Annotated in this window: 21 protein-coding genes; 15 read left to right on the top strand and 6 right to left on the bottom strand. The window is 71.4% G+C overall.

What is annotated here, in order from left to right; all coding sequences use genetic code 11:
* Window positions 1-3 precede the first annotated feature (3 nt).
* The 13 genes from JMF97_RS26935 to JMF97_RS26875 all read left to right on the top strand — a co-directional run bounded on the left by JMF97_RS26935 (window position 4) and on the right by JMF97_RS26875 (window position 13186).
* Window positions 4-1209, top strand: a complete 1206-nt coding sequence (locus tag JMF97_RS26935) for a beta-ketoacyl-[acyl-carrier-protein] synthase family protein (RefSeq protein ID WP_203224074.1) — start codon at window positions 4-6, stop codon at window positions 1207-1209.
* On the top strand, window positions 1206-2273 hold the full coding sequence (locus JMF97_RS26930; protein WP_203224073.1) for a beta-ketoacyl synthase N-terminal-like domain-containing protein: 1068 nt from the start codon (window positions 1206-1208) through the stop codon (window positions 2271-2273). Before JMF97_RS26935 ends, JMF97_RS26930 begins: the two co-directional genes overlap by 4 nt.
* Window positions 2274-2276: 3 nt before the next feature.
* The gene (locus tag JMF97_RS26925) at window positions 2277-3395 is read left to right on the top strand and encodes a beta-ketoacyl synthase N-terminal-like domain-containing protein (protein ID WP_203224072.1); all 1119 of its coding nucleotides are present in this window, start codon (window positions 2277-2279) and stop codon (window positions 3393-3395) included.
* Between the two features lie 5 nt (window positions 3396-3400).
* Window positions 3401-4306, top strand: coding sequence for a beta-ketoacyl synthase N-terminal-like domain-containing protein (locus JMF97_RS26920; RefSeq protein WP_238360253.1), 906 nt, complete (start codon window positions 3401-3403; stop codon window positions 4304-4306).
* Window positions 4303-5112, top strand: a complete 810-nt coding sequence (locus JMF97_RS26915; RefSeq protein ID WP_203224070.1) for an alpha/beta fold hydrolase — start codon at window positions 4303-4305, stop codon at window positions 5110-5112. The genes JMF97_RS26920 and JMF97_RS26915 overlap by 4 nt, the downstream gene beginning before the upstream one ends.
* Window positions 5109-6047 (top strand): thioesterase family protein, encoded by a 939-nt coding sequence (locus tag JMF97_RS26910; protein ID WP_203224069.1) that lies wholly within the window; start codon window positions 5109-5111, stop codon window positions 6045-6047. Before JMF97_RS26915 ends, JMF97_RS26910 begins: the two co-directional genes overlap by 4 nt.
* Entirely contained in the window at window positions 6044-6799 is a 756-nt protein-coding gene (locus tag JMF97_RS26905; RefSeq protein ID WP_203224068.1) for a 2-hydroxychromene-2-carboxylate isomerase, read from the top strand. The genes JMF97_RS26910 and JMF97_RS26905 overlap by 4 nt, the downstream gene beginning before the upstream one ends.
* Window positions 6796-7533 carry a class II aldolase/adducin family protein gene (locus JMF97_RS26900; protein WP_238360236.1) on the top strand — a complete coding sequence of 246 codons (738 nt, stop codon included), beginning with the start codon at window positions 6796-6798 and terminating at the stop codon, window positions 7531-7533. The genes JMF97_RS26905 and JMF97_RS26900 overlap by 4 nt, the downstream gene beginning before the upstream one ends.
* 2 nt (window positions 7534-7535) lie before the next feature.
* Window positions 7536-9098 carry an AMP-binding protein gene (locus tag JMF97_RS26895; RefSeq protein ID WP_203224067.1) on the top strand — a complete coding sequence of 521 codons (1563 nt, stop codon included), beginning with the start codon at window positions 7536-7538 and terminating at the stop codon, window positions 9096-9098.
* A complete protein-coding gene (locus JMF97_RS26890; protein WP_203224066.1) occupies window positions 9095-10360 on the top strand; it encodes a cytochrome P450 in 1266 nt (421 codons plus the stop codon). Before JMF97_RS26895 ends, JMF97_RS26890 begins: the two co-directional genes overlap by 4 nt.
* Before the next feature lie 33 nt (window positions 10361-10393).
* Window positions 10394-11074 (top strand): peroxiredoxin-like family protein, encoded by a 681-nt coding sequence (locus JMF97_RS26885; protein ID WP_203224065.1) that lies wholly within the window; start codon window positions 10394-10396, stop codon window positions 11072-11074.
* A 69-nt stretch (window positions 11075-11143) separates the two neighbouring features.
* Entirely contained in the window at window positions 11144-12472 is a 1329-nt protein-coding gene (locus JMF97_RS26880; RefSeq protein WP_013731240.1) for an LLM class flavin-dependent oxidoreductase, read from the top strand.
* A gap of 120 nt (window positions 12473-12592) precedes the next feature.
* Window positions 12593-13186 carry a monooxygenase family protein gene (locus JMF97_RS26875; RefSeq protein ID WP_238360235.1) on the top strand — a complete coding sequence of 198 codons (594 nt, stop codon included), beginning with the start codon at window positions 12593-12595 and terminating at the stop codon, window positions 13184-13186.
* A gap of 45 nt (window positions 13187-13231) precedes the next feature.
* On the opposite strand, the gene JMF97_RS26870 is transcribed toward JMF97_RS26875, so the two are convergent.
* A complete protein-coding gene (locus tag JMF97_RS26870) occupies window positions 13232-14272 on the bottom strand; it encodes an LLM class F420-dependent oxidoreductase (RefSeq protein ID WP_013731242.1) in 1041 nt (346 codons plus the stop codon).
* Window positions 14273-14519: 247 nt separating this feature from the next.
* Between JMF97_RS26870 and JMF97_RS26865 the strand changes: the two genes are divergently transcribed.
* Window positions 14520-15197, top strand: coding sequence for a Crp/Fnr family transcriptional regulator (locus tag JMF97_RS26865; protein ID WP_203224064.1), 678 nt, complete (start codon window positions 14520-14522; stop codon window positions 15195-15197).
* A 253-nt stretch (window positions 15198-15450) separates the two neighbouring features.
* Entirely contained in the window at window positions 15451-16737 is a 1287-nt protein-coding gene (locus JMF97_RS26860; protein ID WP_203224063.1) for a hypothetical protein, read from the top strand.
* A gap of 57 nt (window positions 16738-16794) precedes the next feature.
* Here the strand turns inward: JMF97_RS26860 and JMF97_RS26855 are convergent, their stop codons facing one another.
* The 5 genes from JMF97_RS26855 to JMF97_RS26835 are packed head-to-tail and all read right to left on the bottom strand — an operon-like array spanning window position 16795 to window position 21851.
* A complete protein-coding gene (locus tag JMF97_RS26855) occupies window positions 16795-17589 on the bottom strand; it encodes an ATP-binding cassette domain-containing protein (protein WP_203224062.1) in 795 nt (264 codons plus the stop codon).
* Window positions 17589-18833: an alanine racemase gene (locus JMF97_RS26850; protein WP_203224061.1), complete on the bottom strand. Its 1245-nt coding sequence runs from the start codon at window positions 18831-18833 to the stop codon at window positions 17589-17591. Before JMF97_RS26850 ends, JMF97_RS26855 begins: the two co-directional genes overlap by 1 nt.
* 19 nt (window positions 18834-18852) lie before the next feature.
* Window positions 18853-19833, bottom strand: coding sequence for an ABC transporter permease (locus JMF97_RS26845; RefSeq protein WP_203224060.1), 981 nt, complete (start codon window positions 19831-19833; stop codon window positions 18853-18855).
* Entirely contained in the window at window positions 19834-20859 is a 1026-nt protein-coding gene (locus JMF97_RS26840) for an ROK family protein (RefSeq protein WP_203224059.1), read from the bottom strand.
* Window positions 20859-21851 carry a phosphotriesterase family protein gene (locus JMF97_RS26835; protein WP_203224058.1) on the bottom strand — a complete coding sequence of 331 codons (993 nt, stop codon included), beginning with the start codon at window positions 21849-21851 and terminating at the stop codon, window positions 20859-20861. Before JMF97_RS26835 ends, JMF97_RS26840 begins: the two co-directional genes overlap by 1 nt.
* Window positions 21852-21858 lie beyond the last annotated feature (7 nt).

Genomic DNA, 21858 nt, shown 5'->3' with positions numbered 1-21858 from the left:
ACCGTGCGGCGTGTGGTCGTGACCGGCCTCGGCCCGGTGTCGAGCATCGGAACGGGGGTGACGGCGTTCGGTGCGGCCCTGCGGGCGGGCCGCTCCGGCATCTCCCAGATCACCAGCTTCGACCCGTCCGGGTTCCCGTACCGCAACGGCGGTGAGGTCCGCGACTTCGACCCCGCCGCCTGGCTGCACCGGCTGCCCACCGATCGGTGGGGCCGGTCCAGCCAGTTCGCGGCCGCCGCCGCACGGCTCGCCGCGGAGGACGCCAAACTGGACCTCGACGCGGTGGACCGGACCCGGGCGCATGCCGTGATCGGTACCACCAGCGGCGAGTCCGTGGTGCTGGAGGCGCTCACGGCACGCCTGGTCGAAGCGGGCTTCGACGCGGTACCGCCGCAGCTCGTCGAGCAACTGCCCGCCGGGCGGTTGGCGCACGCGGTCAGCGAGGAGTTGGGCCTGCGCGGCGACTCGCTGACCCTCGCCACCGCCTGCTCCGCCAGCAACTACGCCATCGGGTACGCCTACGACCTGCTCGTCTCCGGCGAGTCGGACGTGGTGTTCGCCGGCGGGGCCGACTCCGTCTGCCGCTGGGCCCACGCCGGGTTCTACCGGCTGGGCGCCCTCACCGAGCACGCCTGCGCCCCGTTCGACCGGGACCGCTCCGGCATCATCACCGGCGAGGGCGGCGCGGTACTGGCGCTGGAGACGTGGGAGCACGCCGAGGCGCGTGGCGCGCACGTCTACGCGGAAGTGCTCGGCTACGGCCTCAACTGCGACGCCAACCATCCGGTGGCCCCGGACCGGGACAGCATCGCCGAGTGCATCCGCATCGCCCACCGCAACGCCGGAGTCACCCCGGAGCAGGTCGACTACATCTGCGCCCACGGCACCGGCACCCCGGCAAACGACCTGGTCGAGGCGCAGGCCGTGCTGGAGGTGTTCGGCACGAACCCGCCGCCGATCAGCTCGATCAAGTCGATGATCGGGCACACCATGGGTGCCGCCAGCGGGTTCGGCGCGATCGCCTCCGCGATCGCCATCGAACAGGGCTTCCTGCCACCCACCATCAACTGGTCGCACCCGGACCCGCAGCTGACCGGCATCGACCCGGTGCCGAACGAGGCCCGCCCGGCCACCGTCCAGCTGGTGCAGAACAACGGGTTCGCCTTCGGCGGGAACAACGCGATCGTGCTGTTGGGAGCTGCCCGATGACCGCACTGACCATCAACGGCCTGGCGGCGCTGAGCGCCGCCGGTGACCGGCCGGAGGCGCTCGCGGAACGAGCTGTCGCCCTGGCCGGGGATATCCACCCGGGGGTACCCGTCGGCGGGATCGTCACCGAGGAGTTGCCCCGCCCCGAGGGGCACGCCCTGCTCGACTTCGACGTACGGGCCCGGCTCGGCCGGCGCGGCACCAGCTTCTACGACCGGGCCACCGCCCTGGCCGTGGTGGCCTGCGGCGACGCCCTCACCGATAGCGGGCTGACGGTGGACGACACCAACCGGGCCCGGGTCGGCGTGGTGCTGGGCACCACCGTGGGCAGCCTGAAGTCCACAAGCGACTACACCCGCGAGACCCTGGTGCAGGAGAAGCCGTATCTGGTCAACCCGATGCTGTTTCCCAACACCGTGATGAACTGCGCGGCCGGCCAGGCGGCCATCCGACACGGGCTCAAGGGCATCAACGCCACGGTCACCGGCGGGCCGCTGGCCTTCTTCAATGCGCTGCGGTACGCCGGCAACGCCATCCGTCGCGGCTACGTCGACACCATGCTGGTCGGCGCGGTGGAGGAGTTCTCCGCACACCGGGCCTGGGCGTCCGCGTCCGGCCCGGCCGGTGGCGAGGTCCCGGCCGGCGAGGGCGCCGCGGTGTTCGTGATCGGCGGCGAGGCCGACTCGGCCGGGCGCGCCACGATCTGCGCCGTGACCACCGGCTACGGCCCCGACGGTACGGCGGAGCAGGCTCTCACCGACTGTGTCGCGCGGGCCCTGCACGTGGCCGGTGCCGCGCCGACCGACGTCACGCTGCTGGCCACCAGCGAGACCCGCACCGCGGGCACCCGCCCGCAGCGCGCCGCCGCCTTGCGGGCGCTCGACGGGCACGTGCCGGCCGAGTTCGTCCTCAGCCGGGTGGCGGGGGACTGCGGAGCTGCCACCCCGGCCCTCGCCCTGGCGGCCGCGCTGCGCCTGCCCACCGACGGCGACCCGTCCGGCTTGATCCTGCTCACCGCCCACGGCACCGACGGCGGCGTTGGTGCCGCCCTGGTCCGGCGGTAGCCCATGGCCACGCTGATCGCGGCGAGCAGCCTGCGTACGTGTCTCGGCGACGGCGCGGGCACCTTCGCCGCGTTGCTGGACGGACGCAGCGGGGTGGGCCCGCTGCGGCACCCGCTGACCGGGCAGCTCAACGTGACGGCCGGCTACCAGATCGACGAACCCGCCCCGGGCACCGCGCTGCGGGCCGGCATCTGGCTGCGCGAGTGTGTCGACGAGGCGCTGACCCGGGCCGCCGTCGACCCGGCGGCAAGCCGGGTGGTGGCGCTCGTCGGCACCGGGTTGCGGGAACTCGCCGCGGTGGAGGAGTTGGCGTTCAGCGGAACCGCCACCACCCCGTCCCGCCTGCACTTCGGGCCGGCCGTCCGGGACGCCGCACCGGGCCTGGCCGAGGTGGTGACCATCGCCAACGCGTGCAGCGCGGGCGGGCACGCCCTCGCGCTCGCCCAGGATCTGATCGAGACCGGTGAAGCCGACGCGGTCGTCGTCGGCGCGGCCGACACGATGACCGCCTCGATGCTCGCGATGATCGGCAAGGTCACCCCGGAACCGACCACCCAGGTCCGTCCCTTCGACCGCGACCGCACCGGGGTGCTGCTCGGCGAGGGCGCCGCCGCGCTCGTCCTGGTCGGCGAGGACTGGACCGGACCGGCCGTCGGCCGACTGCTCGCCACCGGGCTGTCCTGCGACGCCGTGCACGAGACCGCCCCCGATGTGAACGGCATCGGCCGAGCGATGCACGACGCCTGGTCGCGGGCCGGACGCGACCCGGACGAGGTGGACCTGGTGGTGGCCCACGGCACCGGCACGGCCCTGAACGACCCCACGGAATGCGTCGCGTTGCAGCGCTGCCTGCCGCGACCCGCAGCGCCGCTGGTCACCGCCGTCAAGGGCGCCATCGGCCACCTGTCGGGGGCCGCCGCGCTGGCCAACCTCGACGTGGCGCTGCGCTGCCTGGCCAGTGGCACGGTCCCGCCGGTGGTCGGGTTGGCGAACCCTCTGCCGGAGGGGGACGGGCTCACCTTCGTCCGGGACGCCCGCACCCACCGGGACGTCACCCTGGCCCAGGTCAACGCCTTCGGCTTCGGCGGCGTGAACGCGGTGACACTGGTGGAAGCGCCGTGACCAGCATGCCGGCCCCACCGGTCACCGCCGTGGCCGTCACCTCGTACAGCGTCCACCTGCCCGCCGACGAACGCTTCGACACGGCCGTCGCGGACCTGCCGCCGGTGGAGCCCGGCTGCCCGGCCGACCGCGCGCACACCCTGCTCGGCCGCAAAGGGCTGCTGTACAAGGAACCCGCCACCCGACTCGCGTTGTGCGCAGTGCACCGCGCCCTGGGCCTGCCCGACGGCGTACGCCCCGCCAACGCCCTCGATCCCCGTACCGCGGTGGTGGCGGCGAGCAACCTCGGCAACGTCGCCACGGTGGTGGACGTGACCCGTGCCGTCGCCAAGGAGGGCAGCCGGGGAGTCAGCCCGATGGCGGCACCGAACGCCTCCAGCAACGTCATCGCCAGCAGCATCGCGTTGTGGTTCCGCTTCGGCGGCCCGAACCTGATGGTCTGCTCCGGCGAGACCGCCGGGCTGGACGCGCTGGCCCTGGGCGCCCTCCTGCTGCGGGCCCGCCGGGCCGACCGGGTGCTGGTCGTCGGCGCGGAACCCGACGACGAGACCGCCGTCGCGGTACACCGTGGCCCCGCCGCCGACCCCACCGCGCCACCGCTGCGCGCCGGTGCCGCCTGCGTGGTGCTGGAACCTGTCACCCGGGCGGCCGCCCCGCTGGCCACCGTCACGGTCGGGCCGACGGTGAGCCGACGCGCCGACGTACCCCCGTGGTCGGCCCCGATCGTGCTCGGCCCCGGTCACCTGGACCCCGCGGCGGCCTGGGGCGACTGCTACGGCGCCCAGGGAGTGCTGCAGACCGCGCTCGCCGCGCAGCTCGTCGCCGAGGGCGCGGACGGCGTCGCGGTGCTCTGCGGCGGTGACGACGACGGATGGCGTACCGCCCTGCTGACCCCCGGGAGGCGGCCGTGACCACACCGGCCGTGACCACACCGGCCGTACGCCAGCTGCGCCCGCCCACGCCGGGCGGCCCGCTCGTGGCCTTCGTGCACGGGCTGGAGGACTCCTGGGAGAGTTGGCTGCCGCTGAGCAACGTGCTGCCCGAGTGGACCTCGGTCGCCCTCGACCTGCCGTGGCGGCCCGGAAACGACTACCTGTGGCGTCGTCGCCCCTCGCCCGCCTGGCTCGCCGACGGTCTCGACCTGCTGGGCCGGCGTCCCGACCTGGTCGTGGCCCACTCCTTCGGCGCCAACGCCCTGCTCGAACTGCTCTGCGCGGGCGACCGGCGGGTGCCGGAGACCGTCATCCTGATCTGCCCGCTGTACCGGCCCCCGGACGTCGCCGTGACCTGGCGGGTCTTCGAACGCGCGCGGCGCTCCTTCGAGCAGCACATCCACGACTCGCTGCGCAGCCGCCTCGGTCCACGGTTGCGGAACATGGACGCCGAGGTGGTGGAGCGGATGATCGCCAAGGCGGTCGACCGGGTCGGCCCCTCCGGATTCCTGGCCGTGTTCGACCAGTTCTGCGCCAGCGCGTCCCTGCGGCTGGACCAGGTGACGGCCCGGGTGCTGGTGCTCGCCGGCGACTCCGATCCGACCCTGTCCCCGGCCGCCGCGCGGATCCTCGCCGACGGCATGCCGAACGCGGTGCTGTCGGTCGGCGACAGCTACGACCACTTCTGCTACGCCCGCCAGCCGGAGGATGTCGCGTCCCGCCTGCGGGCCTTCGTCGACGTGGCATCCGTCGTCAGCGGTCATCCCGAAGGAGTAGCCACGTGACCACCCTCGTCCCGCCCACGCCCGTCCCGAGCGTCCTGGTCGGCCGACCGCGCTACGAAGGCGCCAACATCCGCACCTGGATCGGCTTCAAACACTTCATGTACCTGGTGGAGGAGGCGGTCCTGCAATGGCTGCGCGACCAGGGCTGCGGTGCCCGTGAGCTGTTCCACCAGTACGGTCTCGGCACCGAGATCGTCGACTGCTCGGTGCAGCTGCCCGCCGTGCTGGAGGTCGACGACGAGGTCCGCGCCGAGGTGGTCGCCGGCACCGGCAACCGGCTGCGGGTGCAGATGTCGGTCCACCGTGACGGCCAGGACGTCGTGGTGCTGCGGGGACACGTCACGGTCGCGCTGATCCCGGAGACCGACGCGCCGACGCACCGGCCCGCCCCGGACACCCTCGCCGCCTGGGAGGCCGCCGAACTCGGGGCGGCGACCGGACTGCGCTCGGAGCGCGCGCTGCCGGCCGGTGCCGACCTCGCGTCCACGTTGGCACCGGCCGGCTCGGGGGCCTTCCTGTGGTCCTGGCGGGCACCGTACTTCTACTGCCACTTCTCCGACCGGGTGCAGCACTCCGGCTACGTGCGCGCCCTGGAGGAGGTCGTCGACCGGTTCCTCGCCGACCGGGGCATCTCGGTGGGACGCATGCTGCGCGAACGCGCCTGGATCCCGGTGGTCTCCCGGGCCCGGGTACGCCTGGCCGAACCGGCCCACATGGAGGAGACGGTGCACACCGTCTTCCACGTCGACGACGTACTGCGGGAGATGATGTTCAGCGGCCGGATGGACTGCTGGGTCCAGCGGGACGACCGGCTGATCCTGGTGGCCTCAGCGACCATCCTGCACGGCTACGCGATCAGCCGGGGACCGGACGCCGGTCAGCTCGCCCGCCTCGACCCGGAGGTCTGCGCGATCCTCACCGGGAGCCCGTCGTGAGCCGCGCGCCCGCCCGCCCCCGGCTGTTCTTCTCCTTCCGCAGCCCGTACAGCTGGTTGACGATCCGGCGGTTGCGCGCTGCGGTGCCGACGGCGTTCGCGGAGCTGGACTGGTTCCCCTACTGGGATCCGGACGCCCGGACCGGCGAGGCGCTCGCCGCGCGCGGTGCGGAGTTCCACTACGTGCAGATGAGCCGGGCCAAGCACCTCTACCTGCTGATGGACACCAAACGACTGGTGCAGCACGAGGGTGTGCCGATGGCGTGGCCGATCGACGTCGACCCGCACTGGGAGGTGCCGCACCTGGGCTGGCTGGCGGCCCGCCGCGCCGGTCGTGCGGAGCTGTTCTACGACGAGGTGGTCGCCGCCCGTTGGGAACGGGGCGAGAACATCTGCGACCCCGAGGTGGTGGCCGGCTGCGCCGAGCGGGCCGGCCTGGACCCGGCCGTGATCCTCGGCGCGGTCGACGATCCGCAGCTACGGGCCGAGGGGGTGGGCTGTCTCGAACGCGCCTACCTCGACGACGTCTTCGGAATTCCGTACCTGAAATGGGGCCGGCACCGGTTCTGGGGGCTGGACCGGCTGGACGGCTTCCTGGAGGCGTGGCGGCCGGACGCCGCCGCGACCGCACCGGCCACCGTCCCGGCCACCGTCGCGGTGCCGGCGCTGGCCGCCGTGGGGCTTCCCGACCGGGCGGAGGCGATCGTGGCCGCCGGCGGATACGACACCGACACGACGGGTGGATGCGGATGATGTTCCCTCCTGACACAGCGGCTGTGCGGCGACAGCGGATGGAGCAGTTGGCCGCCACGCTGCGGCTGTTCGCGGAACTCGGCTACGACGAGGGGGCGGGTGGGCACATCACCGCCCGCGACCCCGAGCAGCCCGACTGCTTCTGGATCAACCCGTTCGGCATGTACTTCGGTCACGTCCGGGTCAGCGACCTGCTGCTGGTCGACGCCGACGGCAAGGTGCTGGGCGGCAAGGGCCGGATCAACCCGGCCGGCTTCGTCATCCACTCGGCGGTGCACGCCGCCCGCCCCGACGTCATCTGCGCGGTGCACACCCATTCGGTGTACGGGCGGGCGTTCTCCACCCTGGGTCGGCTGCTCGACCCGATCACCCAGGACGCCTGCGCCTTCTACGGCGACCACGCCCTCTTCGACGACTACACGGGTGTGGTGCTCGACTCCGAGGAGGGCAAGCGGATCGCCACCGCGCTGGGCGCCGGCAAGGCCGCCATCCTGCGCAACCACGGCCTGCTGACCGTCGGCGGGTCGGTGGCGGAGGCGGCCTGGTGGTTCGTCGCCATGGAACGGTCCTGCCAGGTGCAACTCGTCGCGGAGGCGGCCGGCAAGCCGATCCTCATCGACCACGAGGACGCCGAGCGCACGCGTGAGGTGATCGGTTCGCCCGGCATCGGCCGGTACAACTTCAAGCCGCTCTACGAGGGTGTCCTCCGCCGCCACCCGGATCTGCTGGACTGACGATGCCGTCTCCTCACGACCCGCCCGCGCTGCTCGCCGCCCGGATCACCGCCACCCCGGACGCGCCGGCGCTCGCCGACGAGGGTGGGGTGCTCACCTGGGCGCAGCTGGGGGAGCGGGTGAACCGGTGGCGGGCGCTGCTCGCCGGCGCCGGCGTCAGCTCCGGCGACGCGGTGGCGCTGATGCTCGGCAACCGCCGGGAGGCGCTGGAGGCGCTGCTGGCCTGCCTGCACGCCGGGATCACGGTGGTGCCGGTGAACTGGCACCTCACCGCGCCGGAGGTCGCCTACCTGTTGACCGACGCCGACGCCCGGCTGCTCGTCGTCGACCCGCCGCGCGCCGAGGTGGGTGCCAAGGCGGCGGCCGACGCGGGCACGGTCACCGCGCTGGTCACCGGCGACGAGGTCGCGTACGGCCTGGCGGCGGTCGAGCCGCTGCTGGCCGCGACCGACCCGTCCGCCGCTCCCGCCGAGCAGGAGTGCGGGCAGTTGATGATCTACACGTCGGGCACGACCGGTCGACCCAAGGGTGTGCTCAACGGTCTGTTCGTCACCGGGGCACCGTGGGCCCGGGCCACCCGCCTGCTGGAGTACGCCACCGGGACGCTCGGCGTACCCACCGACGGGCGGGTGCTGCTGGTCGGGCCGTGGTACCACTCCGCTCAGCTGTTCTTCGCGCTGCTGCCCCTGCTCAACGGCGCGACCCTGGTCGTGCGGGAGCGTTTCGACCCCGCCGGGATGCTGTCCACCATGGACGCCGAGCGGATCACCGAGTGTCATCTCGTGCCGACCCAGTTCGTCCGCCTGCTCCGCCTCGACCCGGCCGTCCGAGCCGGGTTCTCCGGGGCCAGCCTGCGTCGGATCTGGCACGGCGGCGGTCCGTGCCCGCCGGACGTCAAGCGCCGCATGATCGAGTGGTGGGGTCCGGTGCTCGTCGAGTACTACGCGGCCACCGAGGGGGGAGTGGTCACCCTCATCGACTCGGCCGACTGGCTCACCCACCCGGGCAGCGTGGGCCGGGCGGTGCCACCGAACCGGATCCTCGTCGTCGACGACGACGGCCGTGAGCTCGGCCCGTACCAGCCGGGCCGGATCTTCATCCGCCGACCCGGCCGAGGGTTCCGCTACCACAACGCCGCGGAGAAGACCCGCGCCGCGCATCTCGCGCCCGGCGTCTTCACCTACGGCGAGGTGGGTCACCTCGACGACGACGGCTACCTGTACCTCACCGGCCGCGCCCAGAACATGATCGTTTCGGGGGGCGTGAACGTCTACCCGGCCGAGATCGAGCAGGTGCTGCTGCAACACCCGGACGTACGCGACGCCGTCGTGCTCGGCGTGCCCGACGAGGAGTACGGCGAGCGGGTGGCCGCGGTCGTGGAGTGGGAACCGGGCGGCCGGCAGCTGCCCTGGTCGGCGCTGGACGCCCACTGTCGCCAGCACCTGGCCGGTTTCAAGGTGCCGCGCTGCTGGCGGTCGGTCGACGCCATCCCCCGCGAGCCGACCGGCAAGCTCCGCCTCGACCAGTTGCGCACGCTCTGCGGAGACGACCGATGGGAGCGATGAGCCAGATGCCTGTGACGCGTACGACCCCCACCGCGGACATCGCCCACCCGGCGACCTACGCCCTCGGCGTGCCGCACGCCGAGTTCGAGCGGCGTCGCCGCGAGGAGCCGGTCGGGTGGGTGCCGGAGCCGGCGCTGTGGCGGCACAGTTCGGCCGGACGGATGCAGCAGCAGGGCCCCGGATTCTGGGCAGTGACGACCCACGACGCGGTCATGGAGGTGTCCCGGCAACCCCAGGTGTTCTCCTCCGCGCTGCGCGGGGCGTTCCTGCACGACCCGCGTACCCCCGCCGACCTGGACTTCATGCGCCAGCTGCTGGTGAACATGGACGCCCCGCAGCACGTACGGATCCGCCGCATCGTCAGCTCGGTGTTCACGCCACGCGCCGTACGCGCGCTCGCCGACACCGTCACCCGGCACGCCCAGGACCTCGTCGAGGCGGTACGTCAACGGGACAGCTTCGACGCGGTCACCGACCTGGCGGCGGAACTGCCCCTGCTGGTGCTCGCCGACCTGCTGGGCCTGCCGCACGGCGACCGGCACCTGCTGTACCGCTGGAGCAACAACCTGGTCGGCTTCGACGACCCGGAGTACGGCGGCGGTGACGTCGAGGTCTACCGGCAGACGTTCGCGGAGGCGTTCCAGTACGCCCTGGCCGTGGCCGTACGGCGCCGGGCCGCCCCCCGCGACGACCTGATCAGCCTGCTCGCCACCGCGGAGGTCGACGGGCGGCGGCTGACCGACCGGGAGTTCTGCCAGTTCTGGCTGCTGCTGGTGGTCGCCGGCAACGAGACCACCCGCCATCTGATCTCCAACTCGCTGCACCTGCTGCTGCACGACGAGCAGCTGCGCGGCCGCTGGCTGGGCAGCCCGCTGCCCACCGCCACCGCCGTCGACGAGTTCCTCCGGGTGGTCACCCCGATCATGCAGTTCCGCCGGACCGCCACCCAGGACACGACCCTCGCCGGCACGAGGATCGCCGAGGGCGACAAGGTGGTCATGTTCTACGTCTCCGCCAACCGGGACGCCGCGGTCTTCGCCGACCCCCACCGGGTGGACCTGGAACGGGCACCCAACCCGCATCTCAGCTTCGGGGTGGGTCCGCACTTCTGCCTCGGTGCCCACCTCGCGCGGATGGAGATGGCCGCGTTGCTCGACGCCATCGCCCCGCACCTTCCCCGACTTGCCGCCACGGGCCCGGTCGTCCGACTGGAGTCCAACTTTGTCAATGGCATCAAGTCGATGCCTGTGGGCTGGACCTGAGAACCAGGACCAGGCCGCCGAAAAGGAGTAACGATGTCCCTCAACGAACGGCTGCGCGAGTACAAGGCCCGCCAGGAGGCGGGCGAGGTACCACCCATCACGTCGGCCCACCTTGAGGTGATCTACCGGGAGGCGGAGGCTCTGGCCGCCTCGGGCGCCGAGGACCGGGTGCTGAAGGTGGGAGATCCGTTCCCGTCCTTCGAGCTGCCCGACGAGAACGGCGACGTCGTCTCCTCCGCCGACCTGCTGTCCCGGGGGCCGCTCGCGGTCGTCTTCTACCGGGGCATCTGGTGCGACTACTGCAACTTCGAGCTGGAGGCGTTGGAGGAGGTCTACCCGCAGATCCGGGAACTCGGTGCGGAGCTGGTGGCGGTCTCGCCGGTCACCATGCCCAACCTGCGGGCCGCCATCCGCCGTAACAAGATCTCGTACCGGATCCTCAGCGACCGGGGTAACACCTACGCCGCGCGGTTCAACCTGACCTACACGATGAACCAGGACCTGCTCGACGTCTGGGGCAGCTTCGGCATGGACTTCTCGCAGATCAACGGCGACGACAGCAACCGCATGACCATGCCCGGGGTGTTCCTCGCCGACACCGACGGCGTGCTGCGCTTCGCCTCGGCGTACGCCCGGCACTGGGAGCGGACGGAGCCGGCCGACCTGATCGCGGCCATCGAACAGCTGAGCCCGCAGAACGCCGCCCGGTCCTGACCAACGGCACCGGTCGCGTCGCCACCCGTCGCCGGGTGGCGACGCGACCGGGTGTGGAGGGGGAAACACATGCATCTGAACGTGTTCACCGAATGCTCGCCGTCGCCGCAGTTCGTCGGCATGTGGCGAGCTCCCGGCGACGCCACCGGCACCGGCTACCGGTCGTTGGACTACTGGGCCGCGATCGCCCGACGGCTGGAGGCGGCCTGTGTCGACGCGCTGTTCTTCGCCGACATCCACGGCACCTACGACGTGTACCAGGGGTCGTGGGCGACCGCGGTCCGGCACGCGGTGCAGATCCCCTCGATCGACCCGGTGCCGGTCGTCGCCGCGGCGGCGATGGCCACCACCGACCTCGGCTTCGCGGTCACCTACTCCACCACCTACCACCAGCCGTACGAGTGCGCCCGGCTGTTCTCCACGCTCGACCACCTCACCCGGGGTCGGATCGGCTGGAACATCGTCACCTCGTACCTGCGCTCGGCCACCGACAACGGGCTCGGTGAATATCTGGACCACGACCTGCGTTACGACCGGGCCGACGAGTACATGGAGGTGGTCCGCGCACTCTGGGAGCGCAGTTGGGACGACGGCGCGGTGGTCCGCGACGTCGACGGGGACGTTTTCACCGACCCGTCCCGGGTGCGCGCCATCGACCACCAGGGTGAGTGGTTCACCGTACGCGGCCCGCATCAGTGCGAGCCGTCGCCGCAGCGCACGCCGGTGTTGTACCAGGCGGGTGCGTCGGGGCGGGGCATGGCCTTCGCCGCCCGGCACGCCGAGGTGATCTTCCTGACCATGGCCGACCCGCAGAGCGGCGCGGAGACGGTCGGGCGGCTGCGCCGGCGGGTGGCCGACGCGGGGCGTGACCCGCGGAGTGTGCGCGCCCTGCAGGGCACCATGGTGATGGTCGGTGCCGACCGCGCCGATGCGAAACGCAAGGCCGCGCAGTATCACGAGCTGTGGAGCCCGGAGGGGCAGTTGGCGAAGTGGTGCGGCTGGATGGACATCGATCTGGCCGCGTACCCGGACGACACTCCGGTCGACGAGGTGAAGAACCAGGGCAGCCAGTCGTTCCTGGGCTTCCTGCGCGGGCTGAGCCCGGAGCGGTCGTGGACCATCGGCGACGTGCGGTACCTGGTCTCCCGCCCGCGTCGGGCCCGTCGGGACGCGCCGATGACGCTGTTCGGCACGGCCGAGGAGATCGCCGATCGGATGGAGCAGTGGCTGGAGGTCGCCGACGTCGACGGCTTCAACCTGATCCCGTGCAGCCCTTCGGACGGCCTCGGCGACATCTGCGATCTGCTCATCCCCGAACTGCAACGCCGTGGCATGTTCCGCACCGCCTACCGCAAGGGCGAAACCCTGCGGCAGCGGTACTTCGGACCGGACGCCTGACCGTCCGCACGCCGGCGGCGCAGTGACACTTTACGCGCATGTTGAAGTGTCTTGTTGGGTGCGAGTGTCGTTGCTAGTGTTCCGAAGTATTCGACCCGTCGCTGAAAAGGATGTCCGGGCATGGGTAGGAAACCAGTCGTAGGCCCACGGATGACGGCCGAGATCGAAGGCGATTTCGCCGTCTTCATGACGGGCATGCGGATCAACAACTTTTTCAAGGTCAACCGCTGGCTGCCGACCTTCTGGTCGATGGGTGGCGTGTTGAAGGCCATGTTCGCCGATCAGGAGGCGACCGGCGCCCTGCACGCGCACGCCTACTGGGGCAACCGGGGTGCGGTCATGATCGCCTATTTCCGCAGCATCGAGCACCTCGAACGGTTCGCGAACAACCGCGAACTGGCGCACTCCAAGGCCCTTCAGGACTACTTCCGGCGGATGAAGGACAACAACGTCGTCGGCATCTGGCACGAGTCCTACGTGGTCCGTAACGGCGAGTACGAGGCCGTCTACAACCACATGCCGGAGGCGACGGGCCTCGCCGCGGCCGGTGAGTGCGTGCCGGTCAACCGCCGGGGCAACAGCGCGTCCGCCCGCCGGGCCACCGGAGCGCGGACCGCCGCCGAGGTAGCTGCCGGTTCGGGCCGCGACGTGGAGCCGGTGGCACCGGTGGTGGACGAGATCTTCCCCGCGGTCGCCGCCGACCGCGTCGCCTGACGCTCCCGGTCCGGCCGGGACACCGGCCGGACCCACCGCGGCCGCTCAGTCGAGCAGGTCGCGCAGCCGCTCGACGAGCCGCAGCCGGTCCCGGTGCGCGCGGGCCAGCGGGGTCACGTTGAGGGTGGTCACTCCCGCCTCCCGGTACGCGGCCAGCCGCTCGGCCACCCAGGACGCGGGCCCGATCAGGCAGGTGCCCGCCACCAGTTCCTCGGGCACCGCCTCGGCCGCCGCGTCCCGACGCCCGGCCAGGTACAGCTCCTGTACGGTGCGGGCGGCCTCGCCGAACCCGTACCGCTGGGCGAGGGTGTTGTAGAAGTTGGCACCCACCGCGCCCATGCCACCGAGGTAGAGCGCCAGCTCCTGTCGGGCCAGCCGGCGCAGCCCGGTGACGTCGTCACCGATCGCCAGCAGGGCGTTGACGCTCACGTCAAGCGGCCCGAGCGAGGGGTCCCGCCGCTGGGCGCCACGGGCCAGGCTCTCGCCCCACACCGCGGCGGACCGTTCGGGATGGAAGAAGGCCGGCTGCCAGCCCTCCGCCAACTCCGCGGCCAGTTCGACGTTGCGTGGCCCGATGGCGGCGAGGGTGATCGGGATCCGCTCCCGGACCGGTTTGTTGATCAGCTTGAGGGGGCGACCCAGGCCGGTGCCCTGCCCCTCGGGCAGCGGAATGCGGTAGTGGGTGCCCTGGTGGACCAGCTTCTCCCGGCGCCAGACCCGCCGGCAGACCTCGATCACCTCGCGGGTACGGGCCAGGGGCGCGTCGAACGGTACGCCGTGGAACCCCTCGATGACCTGTGGGCCGGAGGTGCCGAGGCCGAGCGTGAACCGTCCCGACGAGACGTGGTCGAGCCCGGCTGCAGTGGTGGCGATCAGAGTCGGGGTACGCGTGTACAGCTGCATCACCCCGGAGGCGATGCCCAACCGCCGGGTCCGCCCGGCGATGAAGCCCAACTGGCTGACCGCGTCGAACGTGTACAGCTCGGCCACCAGCACCAGGTCCAGGCCGGCCTGTTCGAAGTCGACCAGCTCGTCGGCGATGTCGACGATGCCGGCGCGATAGTTGAGGGGCATGCCCAGCCGCATCGGCGACGCTCCAGTGATCGTATGTGATCGTATCCGCAAGTCTTCTTACGCCATCCCGCCGGTCCTCCACAAGGCGCAACCGACCTGACCAGGGCCGGGAGCAGCCCAGGTGCCCGGCGACCGAGGGGGTACGACACCTGGCCGACTGCATCCTCGTCTTTACGGGTATTTGTGAGCCTTCCCTAGTGTCTGTGGCGAGGATGTGGTTTCCTCAACGAGTGCTCTGCCGCGCGGAAGGTAGGCCGACGTGACGCAAGCCAAATCCCTGTCGAGGCTCGACATCCCTGATTTCCGGGCGCTGGCGGGACGGGTGCCCGGGACCTCGCTGATCGAGGTCTCCCGCAACAGCCACGTCTATCGGTGCGGAACACGCGACGACCACGTCTACGTGGTGGAGCGTGGCCAGGTCAAAACGCAGATGGTGGCCGCGAGCGGCAAACGCTGCCTGCTCTCGGTGCACGTGATGGGTGACATGTTCGGCGAGATCGCCCTGCTCGGACAGGGGCGGCTGGAGTCGGCGATCGCGCTGACCCGGACGGTGCTGCTGCGGATCCCGGCAGTACGGGCCGCCGCCGTGCTGGCCGCCGAGGGCTCAGGCGACCTGCTCGCCCGTCACCTCGGCAACCGGCTGCGCCACCAGCAGCAGGTGGTGGCGGAGATGGTGACGTTGCCGAGCGAGCTGCGTCTGGCGTACCGCCTGCTGGACCTGGCCGAGCGCTTCGGTCTGCGCGATCCGGCCGGCACCCGGGTGGACATCGCCTTCACCCAGGAGGATCTGTCCGAGATGGTCGGCACCACGCGAACCCGGATCGGTCAGTTCCTCAAGCGGTTCCGTGAACTGGAATTGGTCGAGTTCACCCCTCGATCGCATCTGACCGTGCACGAGGAGCGCCTTTCCTCATGGGTTTCCAGACAAACGCATTGACTGCTCATTAGTGAGCAGACCGCCGAGCCGACAACAGTAGAGGATGCCTCTCAAGGAACCCCACTTCTGAGGGAGGTCAGTATGAAGAAGCTTGTCGTTCGCAAGCTGGAGCCGATCAAGACCAGCGCCAACGCGGACTGCGTGCCCGCGATCGCCTGACAAAAGGGTTCATGATCGGCGGGGATCGGTGTGAGTGATCGCTCCGGTCCCCGCCGAGCGCCGTTCGCCCGCGGAAGTGGAAGGGAATCGCCCCATGGCCGTCAACACGGCTGAGTCCGTCGTCACCGTCCGTCCGTTCGTCTCGACCGTCGACGGCTCGGACGTCATCATCGGTGACACCGACCGCAAGGTCTATCTCGCCATTCCGGCCGAGGGGCTGGACATCCTGAACGCGCTCGCCGAGGGTCGGACCATCGCCGAGACCGCCCGCATCTACGAGCGCAAGCACGGCGAGAGCGTGGACGTCGAGGACTTCGTCGCCGTACTGGCCGACGAGGGTTTCGTCACCCGGGGCGGCGAGCCGGAACCCGCCACCGAACGCGCCCACCAGCACGCGCACCGCACGGTCAAGCGGTGGAGCTTCGACTGGATCCCGCCGGCCACCGCGCGCCGGCTCACCGGTCCCGCCGTGATCCTGCCCGGCCTCGCGGTCATCCTCACCGCCGTGGCGCTGGTGATCACCGATCCGGGCCTGATTCCGGGCCCGCGGGTGCTGCTGTTCGAAGGCGGGAACTTCGCGATCCTCACCGTGGTCAGCGTGACGCTGGCGATGATCGGGCTGTCGCTGCACGAACTCGCGCACGCATTGGCGGCCCGCTCGGTGGGTGTGTCGGCGACGCTGGGCATCAGCAACCTCATGTACGTCCTGGTCGCGCAGACGGATATCAGCGGCATCTGGATGGCCTCCAAGCGCGCACGGTTCAAGGCGTTCCTCGCCGGGTTCTTCGTCGACGCGTTCTTCGGCTCCCTGCTCGTCGCATTCCTTTTCGCCACCCGACGCAACCTCATCGAGGTACCGAACTGGGCGAGTCTGCTCGCCAGCGCGGCACTGCTCACCTTCCTGGTGCGCATCGGCTTCCAGTTCTTCTTCTACCTGCGCACCGACGTCTACTACGTGATCGCGACCGCGCTGAACTGCCGCAACCTGATGTCGGACACCGAGCGGTTCCTGTCCAACGGGATCAAGCGGCTGACCTTCCGCCGGCACAAGGTGATCTCGCAGGCCGGCATCCCGCGCGGCGAAATGCGCAAGATCCGGGCGTACGCGGCGGTGTGGGTGTTCGGTCGGGTCTTCGGGCTGGTCGCCCTGATCTTCACCATCCTGCCCATGCTGTGGGTCTACCTGGAGCAGTTCGTGCTGCTGGCGTTGGGTGAGCCGACCCGGTTCTCGTCGGCCGACTTCGCCACGGTCGCGGTGCTCGCGGCGCTGCTCAACGGCGGCGGCCTGGCGATGTGGGGCCGCAACCTGTGGCGCGGCTGGCGCCGTCGGCGGGTGGAGGATGCTCGGACGCTCGCCCGGCAGGCCGCAGCTGCCGGCTGAACGTCCCGACGGACGCCGGGCCCCCACATGGGGGGCCCGGCGTTTCGCGTTGCTGCCCTAGGACGAGGACACTTCGTCCGGTGCCGACGCGCCGGTGATCATCGAGACGATCTCGTTGCGGCTGGTCTGGCCGATGGACTGGACCCCGACCTGACGGCCCCGACGCAGTACGGCGACCCGGTCGGCGATCCGGAACACCTGATCGAGGTTGTGGCTGACCACCAGGACGGCGGCACCACGGTCCCGCAGCTTGAGGATCAACTCCTCCACCTTGGCGGTCTCCGCCACGCCCAGCGCGGCGGTCGGCTCGTCCATCAGCACCAGCCCGCTGGCCCAGTGGGTGGCGCGGCAGATCGCCACCGCCTGCCGCTGCCCGCCGGAGAGGTCCCGGATGATCGCCTTGGCGCTGGGAATACGGACGTCCAGGGCGTCCACCAGGGCCTGGGTCTCCCGGGCCATCCGGCGTCGGTCGAGCAGCCGCAGCGGCCCGCGGGTCAGTTCCCGGCCGAGGAACATGTTCATGTAGACCGGCTGCGAGTCGGCCAGCGCCAGATCCTGGTAGACCACCTCGACACCCTGCCGTCGGGCGTCGGAGGCGTCCCGGAAGGAGACCGGGCGGCCGTGCATCCGCAGCTCACCCTCGGTCGGTTGGTACACCCCGGAGATGATCTTCACGAGGGTGGACTTACCCGCGCCGTTGTCGCCGACCAGGGCGGTGATCTCCCCGGCGGCCAGTTCCAGGTCGAAGCGCTCGATCGCGACGACTCCGCCGAACTGCTTGCGGATCCCGCGCAGTTGCAGCGGCGGTGCGTTCGTACCGGTCGTGCCGGCGTTCTGGGTTGCCGCGCTCATCATGCCCTCCCGGTGCTGCCAGCGGCGTGGGTACGGGTGTCGGTGTCGTCCAACCGGATCGGCGTCGAACCGTCGGCGGCCCAGATGCCGGGCACGGCCGGCGCACCGGACCGGACGCCGGTCACGCCTGCGGTCAAGGCCCGGGTGACGAACGCCTGCGGCCGGAACCCGAACAGGACGGTGTCGCCGGGCGCGACCGCCGGTGCGTCGCTGACATCGGCCATCGCGTAGTAGTCGATCGCCTCCGGCGCGGGCATCTCCACGTCGACCAGGTACGCGTCGTCGAGTCCGCCGCCGGCGGGCACGATCAGGGCGCGGGTGTCGCCCAGACCGAGCACCGGGTCGACGTAGAGCCCACCGCCGAAGACGTAGGCGCGACCGCCCCACAGGTGCGAGACCTCGCTGACGTAGAGCACGGCCGGTTCCTCGACCAGGTCGGTGACGGCGTGCCAGGGCGTGGTGCCGGTCAGCCCGTGACCGGGCTCGACCTGCGTCGCGCCGGCCTCGGCGAGCATGCCCAGCACCGCGACGGACGTCGTACCGGGGGCGTTGATCTCGACCCGTCCGCGTCCGGCCGCACGAAGCGCGGCGGCGGCCGTGCGCAGGGTGTCGAGGTTGGGTGTCGGCACGACGCGGCCGGCGGCCGAATCGAACAGTTGGGTCGGGAAGCTGGTGACACCCGCGAACCGGGCACCGGGCAGGGCGTCGAGCCGGTCGGCGACCGCGACGATCTCCTCGGCCGCAAAGCCGCCCTCGTGCCCGCGGTAGAAGCGGTCGCCCGGGGCCATGATCCGGGCGAGCAGCGCCTGCTCCCGACCGGCCGCGGCACTCGCGGCCGCCGCCTCGGCGGCCTTGGTGTCGTTGAAGACGGTCCAGTGGGCCGGGGCGAGCGCGGCGGCGGTGGCCGCCTCGTGCCGGGGGATCTGCACCAGGTGGCCGACGTGGCCGATGCCGAGCCCACCGTGCCAGTCGGCCAGCGCGCACTGCAGGTCGACGCCGACCGCCTCGGTGATCCCGGCGGCGCGGATCGTCCGGCAGAAGTCGGGATTGCGGCCGACCTGCTTGGTCATGGCGTAGACGGACAGGCCGTGGCGGTCGGCCTCGCGCCGGATGGCCGTGGCGTTGGCGGCGACGGTGTCCAGGTCCAACGCGTAGCAGTTGGCCGGCAGGTCGCCGTTGCGGTGCAGGTCCGCGGCGGCGGCCAGGAAGGCCGGGTTGCGGCGTCGAAGCAGATCGAGAAACATGCGTTTGCTTCCTTCCTGGTCAGCTGCGCCGCTCGCGCAGCGACAGGGAGACGGCGACGAGGATGATCGCGCCGCGCGCCATCATCTGCTGGGAGACGGAGAGCCCGGCCAGGATCAGGCCGTTGTTGAGCATGCCCATCAGCAGGCTGCCCAGCAGGGCGCCGACGATGGACCCCTTGCCGCCGAACAGGCTGGTACCGCCGACGATCACCGCGGCGATCACGGACATCAGGTCGGCCTCGCCGAGGGTGTACCGGGCGCCCTGAAGGCGGCCCGCGTACAGCAGGCCGGCGATGGCGGCGCACATCGCGCTGCCCATCAGCACCATGATCTTGACGCGGATCACCTTGATGCCGCTGACCCGGGCCGCGGCCACGTTGTCGCCGATGGCGAGGGTGTGTGCCCCGTACCGGGTCTGGCGCAGCACGAGGTAACCGATGACTGTCGCGGCCACCGACCAGAGCACCAGGTTGGGGATGCCGAACACCTCGCCCTGGCCGAACAGGGACAGGAACGCCTCGTTGCTGACCGGCACCGACTGCAGGCCGGTGACCTCGCGGGCCAGGCCGGCCACCGCCCCCATGGTGGCGAGGGTGACCAGGAAGGAGGGCAGCCGCACCAGGGTGACGAAGAGCCCGTTCACCAGGCCGACCGCCGCGCCGGCGGCCAGCCCGGCAGCCGCGCCGAGCAGCATGTTGTCGGTCTCCCGCAACGTCACCGCGCCGACCAGCGCGGAGAGCGCGACGACCGAGCCGATCGACAGGTCGATCTCGCCGGCTGCCAGGACGAAGACCAACCCGATCGCCATCACGGTGATCGGCGCGGTCTGGATGATGATGTTGGTGAGGTTGCTGGTGGTCAGGAAGCCGTTGCTGCCCTGGGTGATGGCGAAGAACAGGAACACGACGACGAAGCCGATGTAGACCACGTAGTCGCGCCAGTTGACCCTGCGCCAGGCCGGTCCGCTGCTGGCCTTGACCGCCGCTTCGGTCTGGGTCATCTATCCCTCCGCTGGTTCGAAAGAGGTGTTCCGGCGAAGCTCGAACACGACGGGCGACGCCGCTGGATCGGGGTGGGGCGGCAGACCGGGATGGACGCCGGCCTCCTGCCGGGCGACGGCGATCGCGCCGAGCACGCCGGCCCGGTCGCCGAGTTGGCTGGTCTTGATCAGCGGCACGTCCGCGCTCAGCGCGGCAACCCACCGCCGGACCGGCTCGACCAGCTCGACCCGGGCGCCGATGCCGCCGCCGAGTACGACCGCCTCCGGGTCGAGTACGGCGGTGACCGCGACGGCGGCCAGGGCGATGAGCCGGGCCTCCTCGTCGATGGCGGCCCGGGCGGCCTGATCGCCGGCCGCCGCGCGGTCGAAGATCACCGGCACGCCGACCTGCTCGCCGGTGGCCGTCCGGTACCGGGCGGCGAGCGCGGAACCGGCCACCGCCTCCTCCAGCGCGCCCCGGATCTGGTTCGCCGGGTCGAACGGATCGGTGCCCAGCGGCAGGTAGGAGATTTCCCCCGCCGCGCCACGGGCGCCGCGGACCAACTCGCCGTCGAGCACGATGCCCATGCCGATGCCGGTGCCGACCGCCACGAACACGAAGTGTCGATGGGTACGTCCGCTGCCGAGCCACCGTTCCCCGGCGGCTGCCATGTTGACGTCGTTGTCCAGCACCACCGGGTGTCCCAGTCGGCGGGTCAGTTCGGTGCGTACGTCGAAGGCGCCGAGTTCGGAGACGTTCGGGGACAGGCCGACGGTGCCGGTCTCCGGGTCCGGTGCGCCGGGCAGACCGACAGCCGTGGCCCGTACCTGCGACCAGTCGACGCCGCCTCGCCTGGCCAACCCGCGCAGCAGGGTGTCGATCTGGGCGGCGACCGCGGTTCCGCCACGGGGGTCGGTGGCCAGCACGTCCTCGGCCACGATGTGGCCGGTGAGATCGGCGAGCGCGGCCAGGACTTTCGTACCGCCGAGGTCGACCCCGGTGACGTACCCGGCCGGAGCGGACGATGTGTGCGGGTGCTCGGCCATCAGCCGACCGTCAGCAGTCGAGCCGGGTTGGCCACCAGCATCTGGTCGATCGCCTCCGGCGGCACACCGAGCCGGGCGAGACCCGGCACGATCTCCTGACCGAGGTACGAGTAACCGAGGCGGCCGTGGGTGCGCGGGTTGAGGTACGCCTCGGCCCCGGTCAGGTCCATCGAGAGCAGGATCCGGTCGGCGTACCCGTCCCGGACCAGTCCGGCGAGCATTTCCAGTCGGGCCCGGTCCGGCCGGTGGTACGCCCGCTTGGCGAACTCGCCCTCCGGCGGGTTCTCCGGCAGCGGTGCCAGGACGAAGTCCCAGAACTGCTTGCCGATCGTGTCGAAGGCGATGTTGACGCCGGTCGCCAGGACCGCCCGCAGGTAGTCGGGGTCGGGGTTGATGTCCAGGTGGCCGATGACGATCCGGGAGAGGTCGGCCTTCTCCTCGCGGAGGATCTCGACCTGCTCCAACGCCATGGTGCCGTGGGTGGTGTGGGTGTTCACCGCCAGCCCGGTGGCCACGTGGGCGCGGGCGGCGGCCCGCAGGCACTTCTCCTCGTGCGGGGTGATCTCGTTGAGCCCGGTGGCCTGCTCCCCGAAGATGCCGACCTTGATGCCGGTGTCTCCCACGCCGATGGTGGCGTCGGCGATGAACCGCTCCCGCATCTCGTCCACGCCGGCGGTCAACGCCCAGCTCGGCGAGTACGGCTCCAGGTAGATCGCCGATCCGGCCACGATGTGCAGCCCGGTACGCTGCGCCACCTCGCGGAGCAGGGTCACGTCATGACCCACCACCTCGTACGGGGACAGGTCCACCACCGTGCAAAAGCCCAGCTCCGGCAGGCCGCGTACGGCGTCGACGGCGAGGTCCGCACGGTCGTCACCGGCACCGCCGGCCAGCCACGGCCCGGGCACCAGCGCGCCGAGGTGCTCGTGACTCAGCACCCGGCCGAGCGACTCGGGTGGCACCGGCCCGAGGACTGTCTGGACGTACCCCATCTGATCT

It is taken from the genome of Micromonospora fiedleri, from assembly GCF_016774385.1.
Lineage (GTDB): Bacteria > Actinomycetota > Actinomycetes > Mycobacteriales > Micromonosporaceae > Micromonospora > Micromonospora gifhornensis.
Note: the sequence above shows the minus strand (reverse complement) of the source record. Positions and strands in the feature narration are given on the sequence as shown.